Below are 15,693 nucleotides of genomic sequence, written 5' to 3' on the forward strand. Positions count from 1 at the left end.
GTGTCTTTAGATGGAGGTGCGGATAGAGATGCCGTAATTTTTAATATAGGATTAGGGTTTAGTTGGTTATAAAAATTTATCTATTGCATATATTCTATTGTTGGCATTAATTGTGAAAGACTGTAACATTCTTCTCCATTTATTATCTTATATGAAATTCAATCAATCAAAAAAATGAAAAAAGGACTCCTAGCATTATTCGCATTATTAATTTTTATCTCTTGTAACGATAACAAAACTGAAAAAGGAAGAATATTGGTTATAGTTTCAAATACAGAAGACATGGGCGACCCAGAAAAACATTTTGCTGGGAACAACCTTTGGGAAGTAGCTCCTCCATATCATATTTTTGTTTCTCATGGATATAAAGTTGATTTTGTTTCACCAACAGGAGGAAAAGTACCTTTCTCAATGGATCCTGTTGGAATAAGCAGTTATACTATAAAGTATGAAAATTTTAATGGCAATGTTGAAAATTCATTAACGCCTGATTTAGTAGATTATAAAAACTATAAAGCCGTTTTTATTGGTGGCGGATATGGACCATTATTTGATGTATCCAATAACAAAGACTTATTATCAATAATAGCCAAAATTTATGAAAATGGAGGAATAGTTGGGGGTTGCGGACATGGTCCTGGTGCTTTTGCAAATGTCAAACTTAGTAATGGTGATTATATGGTCAAAGGTAAAAAAGTAACTGGCTTTCCAAATTCGACTGAGATTACCAAAAGTTGGGCTAAAGAAGGTACTTTATTGCCTGTAATGCTGGAAGACCAATTGAGGGAAAATGGAGGAATATTTCAAACTAAAAGTAATTTGAATGATAAGCATGATGTTGTAATTGACAAAAGGATTGTATCAACCATGTTTCTTCCTTCTTCAGCAATAGTTGCAAAAGAAATGATTAAACAAATAGAAAACTAATGCCAACAATACCTATAGCAAATAGGACAAAAAGAGCTGATTTTAATGGCTTGAGCGTGTTTGCTAAGTCCGCCAAATCCTTTGGATTTGGCAATTAAAAAATGAAACTAATTACAAAACAAAAAGCTCTGGCTCGCAGACCAGACGGAAACGAAAAGTTTCCTTGCCTGCCCTACTTGCTATAGCCCGACCGTTACCAAACATATAAAGCAAACTATGAAAAATTTGACATTTGTAATTTTATATATTCTTCTTTCAGGAGTACAAACCACTTTTGGACAGAATGAAATAGATGATATTATAGTAGGAAGTAAGTTCGTTTTTAAATCTAATATTTTAGATGAAGAAAGAACCTGTTTAATAAGTCTTCCTGATTCATACAATAATTCATCTGAAGTTGATAAAAAATATCCAGTTATCATATTATTGGATGGATCTACTTATTTTAAAACAGCATCTGGAATAGTACATTTTATGAGTTCTAATAGGAATCGAAACAATTTAATGCCTGAAAGTATTATTATAGCCATAGAGAATGTTGAACGAGAACGAGATTTTACAGTTACAAAAATTAAGACCAAACGACCGAATAATATGGGAGGTGGAAGGATTTTTTTGAATTTCATTGAGAAAGAACTAGTACCTTATATTGATAAAAAGTATAAGACAGAACCGTTTAGAACTCTTGTTGGGCACTCTTTAGGAGGACTACTTGCACTAAATTCCTATATGGATGAAAATAGCGTATTCAATGCTTACATTTCTATAGACTCAAGTATTTGGTGGAATGAGGAGATGATGAAAAACAAAGTTGATTCTATTTCCTCAATATCATTAGATAAAAAACTTTATATCGCTACTGCCAATCAAGGAGAGGCTAATTACGAAAGGAATAAACAAAGACACGACTCTCTTTATACTTTAATAACAAAGAAATCGGATAAACCTCTAAATATCGAAATAGAATATTTTGAAAAAGAAAACCATCGCTCTGTACCATTAGTAGCTTTATATGAAGGGTTAAAATATATTAATCAAGAGGAATGATTTCGAAGCTGGTAATATCAACAAATACGTTTGGTAACACCGTAAATAATTTATTGCTGGCTTTTTGCCTACTTGCGAAAGTCTTTGCGGACTTTCTTGGTCGGTAATTAGTTGCTTAAAACACGCAACAAACCATATACAAACACGTTGTGTGCCATTAGGGCAAAATTGTAACAATTACCCTTTTACAGAGTCAGAATTAGTATAAAATAATAAAAATAAATAATCTATGATTGCAAATACAGAACAGAAAAATTTAATTAAGACCGCTAGAATAACTGGCTTATGGTATTTAATGATGGCTATTACAGGAATTTTAGGGTTTATGGTCTTTCATTCTCAAATATTTGTGTCTGGTAATCCTGAACAAACGCTAACAAATTTAGTAGAATTAGAATCTACAGCAAGAATTAGGTTGCTATTAGAATTTGGCATAGTAATTTCTCAGGCTCTTACCGCAGTTTGGTTTTTCAAATTATTTAAAGATAATTATGAATGGGAAGCTTGGACTCTAGGTATATGGGGAATGGTAAATGCTTTAGCCATTATGATAAGTGCAATTTCAATCGCCTCAGCAATAGGTATTGCAAATTCTGAAATAAGTGCTATGGAAGACAAAGTTTTACTAATTCAGGTTTTTCAAAATATTATTTCGAATGCTTGGGGTATTGGTGGCCTATTTTTCGGGTTATGGCTATTTCCAATGGGATACATAGTTATCAAATCTAAAAGGTTGCCTGTCTGGTTAGGAAGAATAATTATTTTAGGTGGTATAGGCTATCTAATTTCTACAGTTATACACTACGCAGGAATTGATTTTAGCTTCAATAGATTTCTTACGCTACCTGCAACCATTGGAGAATTTTGGATGATAGGTTATTTACTAATTTTTGGCATAAGACCTAGCTATAAGTAATTGCTTTTCTCTCCTACTTCTGAAAATCCTCACGGATTTCAGTTTGGTTTATACTTGCAACGTTAAGTGCTTATCCACGAAACTACTCATAGCCGAAATCGTTGTGGGTAAGGAGAAAAATTGAACTTACTTGAATAAAATTAAACAAAAAATGATAAATAAAAGTTTTGAAAAAGCAAAAGAGCAAAGTAAATTATTAGAAAATGATTTGTATAAGAATCCTCAAAAGTACCGCGTATTAACGGGAGATAGACCTACAGGTAATTTGCATCTTGGACACTATTTTGGCTCTATTATAAACCGATTAAAATTACAAAGCTTGGGAATTGAGACTTATATTTTAATTGCTGATTATCAAGTGTTGACAGATAGAAATGTTTTTAATGAAATTTCAAAATTCACCTATGAACTAACTTTGGACTATTTAGCCTGTGGATTAGACCCTGAAAATTATAAAACTCATATTTTTCCACATAGTCATATTCCTGAATTAAATCAACTAACTATTCCATTTCTGACATTAGTTTCCAGTTCAGAATTAAACAAAAATCCAACTGTTAAAGAAGAAATTACTGCTTCAGGACTGAGTAATATTAATGCAGGAATGTATATCTATCCAGTTCATCAAGCTGCTGACATTTTGTTTTGTAAAAGTAATGTGGTTCCTGTTGGAAAAGATCAATTACCTCATATAGAATTAACTCGGAAAATTGCAAAGCGCTTTAATACCAAATTCAATAAAAATATTTTTACAGAACCAGTTGCATTTTTTACTGATACCCCTACTATTCTTGGGTTAGACGGTATTCAAAAAATGAGTAAAAGTCGCAACAATTCAATTATGATAAAGTCAACAGCTGACGAAACAGCAAAACTAATAAAATCTGCCAAAACTGATTCAAGTCGTTACATATCTTACGACCCCGAAAACAGACCAGAGGTTTCCAACTTACTTAAGTTAGCTTCTTTATGTTCAGATAAAAGTCCAACAGATATTGCTGATAAAATTGGCGACCAAGGTTCAGGAAAACTTAAACAGCTAACAGAAGAAGCCATAAACACATATTTTGAGCCTATTAGAAAAAAAAGAATAGAGCTTGAAAAAAATAAAGATTATGTCAGGGATATTTTGCTTAAAGGTATAAGTAAAGCGAGAGAAACAGCTATTGGAACGTTGAGTGAAGTCACTGAGGCAATGAATATGAAAATATAATAGCACTACATCCAGCAAAGAACTGAAATCGGACTCGATTCAATCTTTTTATTTTGAAAGAATAGATTTGATTTTGAATGGAATCTCGAAGAACAAATAAAGCGAACGGAAGCATTTCAAAAAAACAAAATAACTAAAACCATTATTTAATTCTACTTTTTCAAGAAGGTAAACTTCATACAAATATCAATCAATCAATAATCATCATTAATCAAAAAACATCATCATGAAAAAAACTTTAATTACCTTGACTTTGTGCGGACTAACATTAATCGCCAAAGCTCAAAACACAAGTGTAGAAAAATCAACGTTCGGATTACAAACTGGAGTTCTAGGAATCTGGGCATATAATGAAGCAAAACTATCAAATACCCTAGCACTGAGAACAGAGATTGGTTTTGATTTTGGTATTTGGGAATCTACGTATTATGATGATTATGATTCTCCATTTCTACTAACACCTGTAATAGTTGTGGAGCCAAGATTTTATTATAACCTCGAAAAACGTTCAAAAAACTCAAAAAGAATTGATGGGAATAGTGGCAACTTTATTGCTTTAAAAATGGGTTATCATCCAGATTGGTTTGTCTTATTCAATACTGACGATGCTCCTGTGGTAAGTGATTTTTCTATTATACCCACTTGGGGAATTAGAAGAAATTTAGGTAAACACTTTAATTATGAAGCAGGTCTTGGTGCAGGATTTAGTTACACATTTGCTAAACGTGCTGGTTATTTGAACAACAAAAGTGAAATGGAATTAAATATGCACTTGCGTATAGGATATAGGTTTTAGCAAAAACAATAATAATTTGAATATCAAAATGGAAAAGACCTTCATAACACTACTTATCGCTGGAATACTTTCTTTGCAATCTTGTGATGCAAAAAAACAAAAAACTAAAGATAATAATATACCAACCATTAAAAACCCATATCTGGGACAAAAACCACCAGGATTAAAGCCTATACCATTTGCCCCAGGTCTGGTATCTACAGATTTGTATGAAGTCAATAGTGCATTCACCCCAGATATGAAAGCGTTTTATTTTATTAGAAGAGGCGAAGAACATAAAAAATCAGCTTTTTACGAATACAAATACAACGAAACAAATGGGAAATGGGAAAAATCTGAAATAGCATCTCCATGGATAGGACGACCTGTAATATCTCCAGACGGTAAAACCATGCATTTAGGTGACCGTTATCTAGAAAAAACGGAATCTGGATGGTCAGAATTACAAAAACTAAAACCTCCTACTGTAAGTAATGATTCTATGTATATTATGCGCCTTTCATCGTCTTCAAATGGTACGTATTATTTTGACACTTATAAAGAAAACGATTCAACATTTCCAATTCGTTATTCGCGTTTAATTAATGGTAAATATGAAGAGCCAAAAGCCTTACCCAAAGCAATAAATACAGGAACCTTTTTGAGCCATCCTTTTATAGCACCAGATGAATCGTATTTATTATTTGATGCTAAAAGGGACGATGGTTTTGGAGAATCTGATATTTATATCAGTTTTAAACATAAAGATGGTACTTGGGGTAATGCAATTAATTTAGGCGACAAAATAAACACTAACGCTTGGGAAGCTTCTGCTAGTATAACACCAGACGGTAAATACCTTTTCTTTAGCAGAAATGTAGGGTCAGAAGATTTTGAAAATGTAGATATTTTTTGGGTAGACGCAAAAATCATCTTTGCTCTTAAAAAGGAATAATGAAAAGTAAAGGTTAGTTCCAATTTCAAAATACGAACTTTTGTACCTCACATATTAACCAACTTTGCTGTTAACAAAAACAATTATGAAAGCAATAGAATGTCTAAAATATGGGGGGGTAGAAAACCTGGTGCTAAGTAATGTAAAAAAACCAATACCAAAAGATAGTGAAGTACTTATAAAAACCTGTGCTACTTCAGTAACTACAAGTGATGTTCTTATTCGGAGAATGAATGAACCTTTGATCCCCAGATTTATACTTCAACTTATATTTGGTTTTGGACGTCCAAGAAACCCTGTATTGGGAATGGTAACAGCTGGAATTGTACAGAGCAAAGGTAAAGATGTGTCAATGTTTGAAATAGGGGATGAGGTTTTTGCCTACGGTTCTATTTCAACTACCATACGCCGTTTTGGTTCTTATGCAGAATATATTTGTTTACCCGAAGATTGGAATCTGGCACTAAAACCTGTGAGTCTTAGTTTTGAGGAAGCTGCTGCGATTCCTTATGGTGGTTTGCTGGCTTCTCATATATTAAAAAAGACGAGTATAAACAGGGGCGACAGGGTTTTAATTTATGGGGCGTCAGGAAGTATAGGTACAATGGCGATACAGTTGGCGAAGTATATGGGTGCTCATGTTACTAGTGTATGCAGTGGTAGAAATTTCAAATTAGTAGAATCTTTAGGAAGTGATAAGGTGATTGATTACACCATAGAAAATGCTGAAACACAATTGGAAACTTATAAATATGTTATTGATGCTGTAGGCAATTCGAAATCATCGAAACTAAAAGATAAGAGCAAAAAAGCATTGACTTCAAATGGCAAATATATATCTATCGATCATGGGACTCCATTAACTCCAAAAGAAGCTTTTTTAAATTTAAAAATTTTAGCAGAACAAGAGAAGATTAAGCCTGTTATTGATAGAATATATCCTTTAGAAAAAATTGCCGAAGCGCATAAATATGTTGAAATGGGGCATAAAAGAGGAAATGTGGTGATCACTATTTAGCTGGGCTGTAGATGATCTCAATTTATAAATCATAATAAAAAAACGAACAGCAAATGTTTTTTAAACGAGCAGCTACTAATTATTTTTAACTGATACCATCAGTTGTTTAAATTTATACAAATGAAAATAATAAAACGAATTTTAAAAATTGTCTTCGCTCTCATCGGCTTGCTTGTGCTCATAGGAATCATTACACTTTGGATTGATTCATCAGGAACAAATTATCTCGATATTAATAAGAATGAATCAATATCTAATAATTCTTATCTCATAAAGAATGTCAATGTTATCCCAATGAACCAAGACACTGTTTTAGTTAATAAAATGGTGTATATAAAAGAGGGGATTATTAATAAGATTGCTGATACTATTGAGGTCAATGGAATTCAAATTTTTGACGGAGAAGATAAGTATCTAACACCAGGACTTATCGATATGCACGTACATGTGTGGGATAGATATGAACTCGGACTTTACCTATCCAATGGTGTAACGGCAGTTAGAAATCTTTGGGGTATGCCAATGCATTTAAGAATTAAAGAAGATGTAATGGAAGAAAATATTTTTTCACCATCGTTTTTTACGACAGGACCAAAATTAACAGGCTCAGAATTCATTGGTGATGACAATTTAAATCTAAGTAATCCGAGTGAAGCTAAAGACAAGGTGATTTCATATAAAGACAGAGGTTACGATTTCATCAAAACATATTATGGATTGGATAAAGAGATTTTTGATGCTGTGATTGAACAAGCTAAGATTTCTGAAATTGACATTGTTGCTCACCCTTCTCAAAAAGTATCTTTTTCATATCATTTGAATTTTCAAATCAAAACTATTGAACATGCTGAAGAAATTGTACAGCAACCCTTACAGTTTGATTTAGATACTATTAAACTGCAACCCATAATAGATTCAATTTCGCAATCCAAACACACAAATTATAGTCCTACAATTACGGTATTTAATAATATTTATCAAATGATGATGGATGATTACATTTTAGAATCAGAATCATTAAAATACATGAATCCACTCATTAAAAAAACGGATAGCAAAGAACAGTTTGAACGTTGGTTTAATGCAAAAAAAGAAGATCCTACGACCGTTGATAGGATAAAAAAACAGCACGATTTTCATATGACCATCGTTAAAAAGCTACATGAAGCGGGTGTTACTATAATTTGTGGAACTGATGGCGGTATTGGAGTTACCCTTCCCGGTTTTTCAATCCATCAAGAACTGAATTTTTACAAAGAAGCTGGACTTTCTAATTACGAAGTTTTGAAAACGGCTACTGTAAATGCTTCCCAAACACATTCAATGATGAATCAACTTGGAACTATTGAAGAAGGCAAGATTGCCAACTTATTATTAGTGGATGAAAATCCTCTTGTTGAGTTATCGACACTTCGTAATCCAACCTATGTTTTTGTGAAGGGAAGAAAATTAAATAGAGAGACTTTGGATTCTTTTAATGAAAAGGCAAAAAACCGAAAGAATTTAATAGCTACGGCTCTTAGGTATTTGGAAAACTTAATTATTGAAAAATAAAATATAGGCTATAAAGTATTAAAATCAGAAATAGTCATATATCATTTAATCAAAAAAACTATTACAATCATCAATCAAAAAACGAACAGTACATGTTTTTCAAATCAAAAGAAGGAAAAGAAAAAATCTTATCCCTTTACAATCAAAAGTTAAATGAGCTGAATATTGAATATTCAGAAAAATTGATAGAAACAAAGTTTGGAGTCACTAATGTTATCATTACTGGCGATACTAAAAACCCTCCATTAGTACTGATTCATGGCACAGGAGGTTGTGCTCCACAAATTTTAGATTCTTTCCCCAATCTAGCTTCAAAATATTGTGTCTATGCCATTGATGTCTTAGCGCAGCCCAACAGAAGTGCAGAGAATAGGTTGGGCATGAAATCTTTAGAGTATGGAAAATGGCTTATTGAAGTAGTTATAAAACTAAGATTGAAAGACGTGACCCTAGTAGGTTTTTCTTTTGGTGGTTTCATTAGCTTAAAAGCACTGGAGTTTAACGAGACACCAATTAGACGGGTTTTCTTAATCGCTCCAGTCTATATGGTAAATGGCAATCCTCTTGTAGGTTTGTTTAAAATGTTCCTACCATTAAAAAAGTTTATAAAAACTAACAATCAAAAGCACATTAAAAAGGTAATGAACGTACTTTTTTCTGAATACGATGATTTTGCATTAGAGTTTATGTCTTCTACGTTTCAACACTGCAATATGGATTTTTCTCCTTTACCAATACTATCTAAAAATGATGCAAATAGAATAAAAACACCGATTTCCATTTTTGCCTGTGAAAAGGATATCATGTTTCCCGGAAAAAAAATGATTAAAAGAGCAAAACGAATATTTTCTTCTTTAGAAGAAGTTGTTTTGATTAAAGATGCTAAACACGTACCAAATTCAAAGGATTTTAAAAAAATAGAAGATTTAATTATTGATAAAAACAGGCACTGAAATGATACAAGAAATTAAATCTTTAAAATTTCCCAAATCCAATATAATTTCAATAAATGGAATTGAGTTGGAAGTATTTGAAGCGGGTAAAGAAAATATTGGTAATCCAATTGTACTTTGTCATGGCTTTCCCGAACATGCCTTTTCTTGGCGTTATCAAATACCAGCGCTTGCTAAAGCTGGTTATCATGTCATTGTTCCAAATCAAAGAGGATATGGCAATTCATCGCGGCCTAAAGAAGTAACGGCATATGATATAACCCATTTAACAGATGATTTAGTGGCCTTACTTGATTATTACAACTACAGAGATGCTGTTTTTGTGGGGCATGATTGGGGCGCAAATGTAGTTTGGAACCTTGCACTCTTGCATCCAGAGCGTGTCAATAAAATACTAAATCTTGCATTACCTTACCAAGAACGAGGTGAAAAACCATGGATTCAGTTTATGGAAGAGATTTTTGGTGAAGATTTCTATTTTGTTCATTTTAATAAAAAACCAGGAGTAGCAGATGCTGTGTTAGAGAATCATGCAGAAAACTTTCTTCGTAATTTATTTCGTAAGAATTTGCCTCTTGCACCACCAGAACCAGGAATGTTAATGATGAATCTTGCAAAAGCGGAAAAGCCTTTTGGTGAGCCTATTATGAACGACGTTGATTTGTCTGTATTTGTAAGTGCCTTTAGAAATTCTGGGTATAATGGTGCTATTAATTGGTATAGAAACCTTGACCGAAACTGGCACTTATTAGCAGATATAGACCCAATCATCAAACAGCCTACACTTATGATCTATGGTAATCTAGATATGATTCCAAAATTTGAAAGGCTACAGGATTTTGTTCCGAATCTGGATGTGATTTGTCTAGAGTGTGGCCATCACATTCAACAAGAGTTACCACATGAAACAAATGAATCGATTTTAAAATGGTTGGCAAAATTTAATGGTTAAAAAAGAAATGGAAACAAGAATGGGGATTTATAGATAGGGAGCAGAATTTGTTGGAGACTATATACAAGCCTTAATTTTTGAATCCATTTAATTAACAATACTATAAATACTTATGAAACATTTTCTTTTATTCATTGGATTCCTAATGTTAAACGCTTCAGTTTTTGCACAAACGGAAGTATCTAAAATAGAAAACACTCTTTTAAATTATATAAATGGTACTTCTTACAATAAATCTGCACTTATTGAAAAAGCATTTTATACCAATGCAAACCTGTATTTAGAAAAAAGTAACAAAACACTTTGGACCGTTCCTGTCAAAGAATATGCAAGTTGGTATAAAAATAAAAAAGAAGGAGAATTTACGGGAAGAATAGGTAATATTTTATCGATTGACAACTTTGAAGGTGTTGCTACTGCAAAAGCAGAAATTATTATCCCTAAGGGTGGTGAGAGATACATTGATTTGTTTTTATTAAAAAAAAATAAAAACGAATGGAAAATTATTAGTAAAACTGCTATCAGTGAAAAAAGTAACCAAAATGGTAATAAAATATTATTTATAGTATCAAATGTCTCATTCCATGGAGCATCTCAACTTCCAACAGGGAATAGCTTTTCGGAAATTGTTAATGCGTATGATACGTTTAAAAAGGAAGGATTTACTGTAGACTTTGTTAGTCCAAAAGGAGGTAGTATTCCATTAGCTTATATTAATACATCTGACTCACTCCAGAAAAATCTGCTTTACAATGAAGACTTTATGTATGCTTTAAAACACACCAAAAAACCTAAAGAAATTAATGCAAAAGATTATAAAGCGGTTCATTATATCGGAGGTGGAAGTGCAATGTATGATGTGCCGAAGAATAAAGAAATTCAAAAAATTACAATGACCATTTTTGAAGAATATAATGGTATTGTCTCGTCGGTATGTCATGGAACGGCAGGTATCGTTAATTTAAAAACAAAAGATGGGAAGTACTTGGTAAATGATAGAATAATTAGTGGATACCCTGAAGCTTATGAAAAAGAGGATGCCGAATATTTTAAGTAATTCCCTTTTTTAATTCAAAAGACCATAGAAGAAAGAGGTGGAATATTTAAATATTCTCATAGAAACTCGGTACATGTAGAGGTACAAGGAAATGTAATTACAGGTCAAAATTATTTATCATCTAAAGATGTAGCATTAAAAATAATTGAAAATTTAAATAATCGAGAAATAAGCCAATAAGATGAAAAATTCAAAACAAATTTTACTAACCTATTTCTGCATATTATTTTTGATGGGTGTTACAGTCTCATGCTCAAATGATGATAATATTGGGGCTTTAAATCTTACTTATTTAAACATACCCGATTCAAGTTTTGAAGCGATACTTATAAAAACAGGTGTAGATTCTGATGGTATTATAAATCAGCAAATGCTAAGCAGTGATGCTGAAGAAATAACTACCCTTGACTTAAGTAATCTAGAATATGGAGCTATTACTGATTTAACAGGAATAGAAGGCTTTACCAGTTTAAGAAAATTAATTGCCACCCAACATGATATAGCACAAATTGATTTAAGTGATAATTTAAATTTGGATACCTTAAATCTTGCTGGTAATAAATTGTTAAGTATTGATATTAGCAACAACAGTAAACTAGTTTTACTTGATTTGACTGCTAATGAAATGAATTCAGTCGTTGGATTATCAGAATTGGGTGAATTAAAAGAGTTGGAATTGTCTTGGAATTATTTTGAAACTTTTAGTATTTCTAGCGAGTCTTTAGAGGTTTTGCATATGAGTAATAATGATTTGTATTCACTCAACATTAGTTCAGCTCCAAATCTAAAAAACCTACTTTTAACATCAAATAAATTGCAAAGTTTAGAGGTGATTTCAAATAAAAAGTTAGAAACATTACTGGTTTCTGATAATGAGCTGCAAACTATTAATCTCTTAGAAAATAATGATTTAACGCATCTTTATATCACCAGTAATTCACTGGATAGGTTAAACGTGAGTTTTAATCAAAACCTTATTGATTTAAAAGTAGATAGAAATCCAAATCTGTCATGCATTAAAGTTCTTGATGGACAAAATATTCCACAGATTTCTAAATCAGTCCATCAAGAGCTAAATGCTGATTGTAATTAAAAACGCCATAAAACTTTGAGATACAATCTATTTAATTTGCGGGCTTACTATAAAATGCAATAGAACAATATTTCATTATAGTAGACATAAGTAAAAATTATTGGCACCCTATTTATTTCGGGATTTTACTATCTGATATTGAGCTTGTGGATATTCATAATAATCAAAGAATAGAGTACTATTATTATAATCAAATTTTGAGATGAATATAACCGAACAACTAAACACCATTAATGACTACTATGCTCCAAAAATAATTGGTGAAGTAAATGATGTTTTTATAAAACTGGTGAAAATACAGGGTAATAAAGTTCCTTGGCATCATCATAAAAATGAAGATGAATTATTTCTTATTATCAAAGGAGCGCTTCTGTTTGAAATAGAAAATCAAGAACCGTTTACCATGAAAAAGGGAGACTTGTTTATTGTGAAAAAGGGAATCAGTCATAAGGTAAGTTCTAAAAACGAATGCCATATAATGCTTATTGAAAATAAATCAACATTGCATACAGGAGAGGTTGTTAATGAAATTACTAAGCCTATTAAAAATCAAATCTAGTATGATAATGAACTATAAAAAAAGGTGTTTAAGTCTGCTATTGTTGTTGATTGTAGCATTCGCTTGTACACAACCTAAAGAAGCAGATAAAATTAGGATATCATGTTTCCCGGAAAAAAAATGATTAAAAGAGCCAAACGAATATTTTCTTCTATAGAAGAAGTTGTTTTGATTGAAGAGGCTAAACACGTACCAAATTCAAAGGATTTTAAAAAAATAGAAGATTTAATTATAGGTAAAAACAGATACTAAAATGATACCAGAAATTAAATCTTTAAAATTTCCCAAATCCAATATAATTTCAATAAATGGAATTGAGTTAGAAGTATTTGAAGCGGGTAAAGAAAATATTGGCAATCCAATTGTACTTTGTCATGGCTTTCCCGAACATGCCTTTTCTTGGCATTATCAAATACTAGCGCTTGCAAAAGCTGGATATCATGTCATTGTTCCAAATCAAAGAGGATATGGTAATTCATCGCGCCCTAAAGAGGTAACGGCATATGATATAACCCATTTAACAGATGATTTAGTGGCTATTTTACAATTGATTACTTAAGATTCCCAAGGATTGTGCTAACTGCAATCAATGTTTTGATTATTTCAAACTGTTTACTAGTAGCCTAACAAGTAAAAAATTTGAATATGGAAATGAATATTATAAACTACTATTTTTATCCTTAAAAAGGATATATTCAATAAGGAAAACTGAACCAGTAATGAAATTCTTTAGAAAAATTAGACAAAAGCTTGTCGCTAAAAATAAACTTCGCAGCTATCTACTTTATGCGGTAGGAGAGATTATACTTGTGGTTATTGGAATACTCATCGCCCTAGCAATCAATAATGGTCAAGAGAATAAGATTCTAGAAAAAAAGGAGCAAACTTATTTAAAAGGATTACAGGGCGAGTTTGAAATCAGCAAACAGAAACTGGTTAAATTGATTGAGATTAACAGACGTAATTACATAGGCGCCAAACAAATACTAGAATTCACTACCAATCTAGAAGTAGCGCCTTCTGAAGAACAATTTTCAAACTTGTTGTACCAATCCTTCTCATTCGATATCGCATTTAATCCAAACAACTCACTTTTAAATGAAATGATAAATTCCGGCAGCTTAAAAGACATTACAAATCCAGACCTAAGGATATATTTAACCAATTGGATTTCTACATTGGATGATATTGCTGGTCAAGAACAAGATTTGGCCATTGAAAGGGAAAAAGTGCTGGATATGTTCCGAAGAGATGAAAATAGTATACGTACCGTTTTTGAATATGCAAACGCAAAACAACAAGTTAGCTTTCCTAAAAGCGATAATACCATTAGTAATTTGAATTTATTACATTCCGTAGCGTTCGAGAATAACATGTTTATGTTTTACCTAACTAGCTATTCTACAGAAGAAAGTCATTACAATCCATTGATGCAGAATCTAAATTCTATATTGAAATTATTAGAAGCAGAGATTAAGGAATAATCTTAGTTTAGTATAAATCCGTTGGTAATGTTATCCCCAAAAACAAAGAGAAATATTTCGCGAATTATTCCTTACGCTGTGATTTGGCTCATTTTGGGGTGGGTCAACCTGTTTTCCCAGGAAGCTGTCTTAACTGCTGCACTCGAAGAAAATTCAAATCAGTCTGTCGTTATCAGGATGACTCCCATGGTTTTTCTTTTTGCCAGTATAGCAATCATTGTAGTCGGATTACTGGTAGGTACCATCGAAGTCGTATGGCTTGGCAATCTGTTCAGCAAAAAGAGTTTTTCACGTAAAATTACCTATAAACTAATTTTTTATACCATTTTCTTATTGTTGGTCATCCTCATATCCTATCCGATAGCGGCTGCTTTGGAGTCGCAAATATTTCTATTTGATGGAATTATTCTTGACAAAATGTTGGACTTTCTAACCAGTATTGAATTTGCGAGTACTATGGTTTCTATTTTATTTAGTCTCTTTGTAAGTCTGTTCTATTCGGAGATCAGTGATAACATCGGTCATGGTGTATTGATGAACTTCTTCACGGGAAAGTATCATAAACCGATTGAGGAAAAACGTATTTTCCTATTTTCGGACATGAAGTCCTCGACCACCATAGCCGAGCAACTGGGCCACATCAAATACTTTGAACTGCTCAGGGAATACTATTCCGATTTCTCGGATGCCATCATTCGCCATTCTGGGGAAGTCTATCAATATATCGGGGATGAAATTGTAGTTTCTTGGAAATATGAGGAAGGCATCAAGAACAACAACTGTATCAACTGCTTTTTCGCCATGAAAGAAGCCCTCAAAAAGAGGTCGGGCTGGTATTTGTCGACTTTCGATGTAGGACCGACCTTTAAAGCAGGTATGCATGTAGGTAAAGTAACAACAGGCGAAATAGGCGCACTTAAAAAAGAGATTATTTTCACTGGAGATGTGCTCAATACGACCGCTCGAATTCAAGGGCTTTGCAATACATACAATGTGGATATTTTAGTTTCTGAAGATTTGATTAAATCTTTAGAACTTGAACCTGAATTTAAAATCAATTCAATGGGAGTGGTTGAATTAAAAGGAAAAAAAGAGCATATAGCCTTATTTACGATTCTGGAATAATTATCTGAAATTGGATAGGCGTAAATTCGAAAAGTAACAAAGTATTGACCCTATCGTCTAATTAC

The 15,693-nt window shown here is 32.3% G+C and carries 17 protein-coding genes; all 17 read left to right on the forward strand.

Annotated elements, in window-relative coordinates:
• Nucleotides 1-174 precede the first annotated feature (174 nt).
• The 17 genes from GJ691_RS12350 (at nt 175) to GJ691_RS12430 (ending at nt 15,628) form a co-directional block, all read left to right on the forward strand.
• On the forward strand, nt 175-927 hold the full coding sequence (locus tag GJ691_RS12350) for a type 1 glutamine amidotransferase domain-containing protein (RefSeq protein ID WP_154367327.1): 753 nt from the start codon (nt 175-177) through the stop codon (nt 925-927).
• 216 nt (nt 928-1,143) lie between these two features.
• Nucleotides 1,144-1,974, forward strand: a complete 831-nt coding sequence (locus tag GJ691_RS12355) for an alpha/beta hydrolase (RefSeq protein ID WP_154367329.1) — start codon at nt 1,144-1,146, stop codon at nt 1,972-1,974.
• Between the two features lie 229 nt (nt 1,975-2,203).
• Nucleotides 2,204-2,890, forward strand: a complete 687-nt coding sequence (locus GJ691_RS12360) for a DUF4386 domain-containing protein (protein WP_071339919.1) — start codon at nt 2,204-2,206, stop codon at nt 2,888-2,890.
• A gap of 130 nt (nt 2,891-3,020) precedes the next feature.
• Nucleotides 3,021-4,103: a tryptophan--tRNA ligase gene (gene trpS / locus GJ691_RS12365; protein WP_218944446.1), complete on the forward strand. Its 1,083-nt coding sequence runs from the start codon at nt 3,021-3,023 to the stop codon at nt 4,101-4,103.
• 226 nt (nt 4,104-4,329) lie between these two features.
• On the forward strand, nt 4,330-4,899 hold the full coding sequence (locus GJ691_RS12370; RefSeq protein WP_054557934.1) for a hypothetical protein: 570 nt from the start codon (nt 4,330-4,332) through the stop codon (nt 4,897-4,899).
• A 28-nt stretch (nt 4,900-4,927) separates the two neighbouring features.
• Entirely contained in the window at nt 4,928-5,833 is a 906-nt protein-coding gene (locus GJ691_RS12375; protein WP_133686453.1) for a TolB family protein, read from the forward strand.
• Between the two features lie 85 nt (nt 5,834-5,918).
• Nucleotides 5,919-6,851, forward strand: a complete 933-nt coding sequence (locus GJ691_RS12380; protein ID WP_154367331.1) for an NAD(P)-dependent alcohol dehydrogenase — start codon at nt 5,919-5,921, stop codon at nt 6,849-6,851.
• 120 nt (nt 6,852-6,971) lie between these two features.
• Complete coding sequence (locus tag GJ691_RS12385; protein ID WP_133686454.1) at nt 6,972-8,405, forward strand: amidohydrolase family protein; 1,434 nt, start codon at nt 6,972-6,974, stop codon at nt 8,403-8,405.
• Nucleotides 8,406-8,497: 92 nt separating this feature from the next.
• Complete coding sequence (locus GJ691_RS12390; protein ID WP_154367333.1) at nt 8,498-9,358, forward strand: alpha/beta fold hydrolase; 861 nt, start codon at nt 8,498-8,500, stop codon at nt 9,356-9,358.
• Nucleotide 9,359: 1 nt separating this feature from the next.
• Complete coding sequence (locus GJ691_RS12395) at nt 9,360-10,310, forward strand: alpha/beta fold hydrolase (RefSeq protein ID WP_154367335.1); 951 nt, start codon at nt 9,360-9,362, stop codon at nt 10,308-10,310.
• Between the two features lie 112 nt (nt 10,311-10,422).
• Nucleotides 10,423-11,367: a nuclear transport factor 2 family protein gene (locus GJ691_RS12400; protein WP_246200176.1), complete on the forward strand. Its 945-nt coding sequence runs from the start codon at nt 10,423-10,425 to the stop codon at nt 11,365-11,367.
• A 181-nt stretch (nt 11,368-11,548) separates the two neighbouring features.
• Nucleotides 11,549-12,460 (forward strand): hypothetical protein, encoded by a 912-nt coding sequence (locus tag GJ691_RS12405; RefSeq protein ID WP_218944447.1) that lies wholly within the window; start codon nt 11,549-11,551, stop codon nt 12,458-12,460.
• Nucleotides 12,461-12,662: 202 nt separating this feature from the next.
• Complete coding sequence (locus GJ691_RS12410) at nt 12,663-13,019, forward strand: cupin domain-containing protein (RefSeq protein WP_054557928.1); 357 nt, start codon at nt 12,663-12,665, stop codon at nt 13,017-13,019.
• A 102-nt stretch (nt 13,020-13,121) separates the two neighbouring features.
• Nucleotides 13,122-13,271, forward strand: coding sequence for a hypothetical protein (locus GJ691_RS12415; RefSeq protein WP_175518913.1), 150 nt, complete (start codon nt 13,122-13,124; stop codon nt 13,269-13,271).
• A gap of 1 nt (nt 13,272) precedes the next feature.
• The gene (locus tag GJ691_RS12420; RefSeq protein WP_083365693.1) at nt 13,273-13,578 is read left to right on the forward strand and encodes an alpha/beta fold hydrolase; all 306 of its coding nucleotides are present in this window, start codon (nt 13,273-13,275) and stop codon (nt 13,576-13,578) included.
• 160 nt (nt 13,579-13,738) lie between these two features.
• On the forward strand, nt 13,739-14,503 hold the full coding sequence (locus GJ691_RS12425; protein ID WP_074674491.1) for a DUF6090 family protein: 765 nt from the start codon (nt 13,739-13,741) through the stop codon (nt 14,501-14,503).
• A 27-nt stretch (nt 14,504-14,530) separates the two neighbouring features.
• A complete protein-coding gene (locus GJ691_RS12430) occupies nt 14,531-15,628 on the forward strand; it encodes an adenylate/guanylate cyclase domain-containing protein (protein ID WP_074674490.1) in 1,098 nt (365 codons plus the stop codon).
• The last annotated feature ends 65 nt before the right edge of the window (nt 15,629-15,693 follow it).

Origin of the sequence: Maribacter luteus, assembly GCF_009674825.1 — a bacterium.
Taxonomy (GTDB): Bacteria; Bacteroidota; Bacteroidia; order Flavobacteriales; family Flavobacteriaceae; genus Maribacter_A; species Maribacter_A luteus.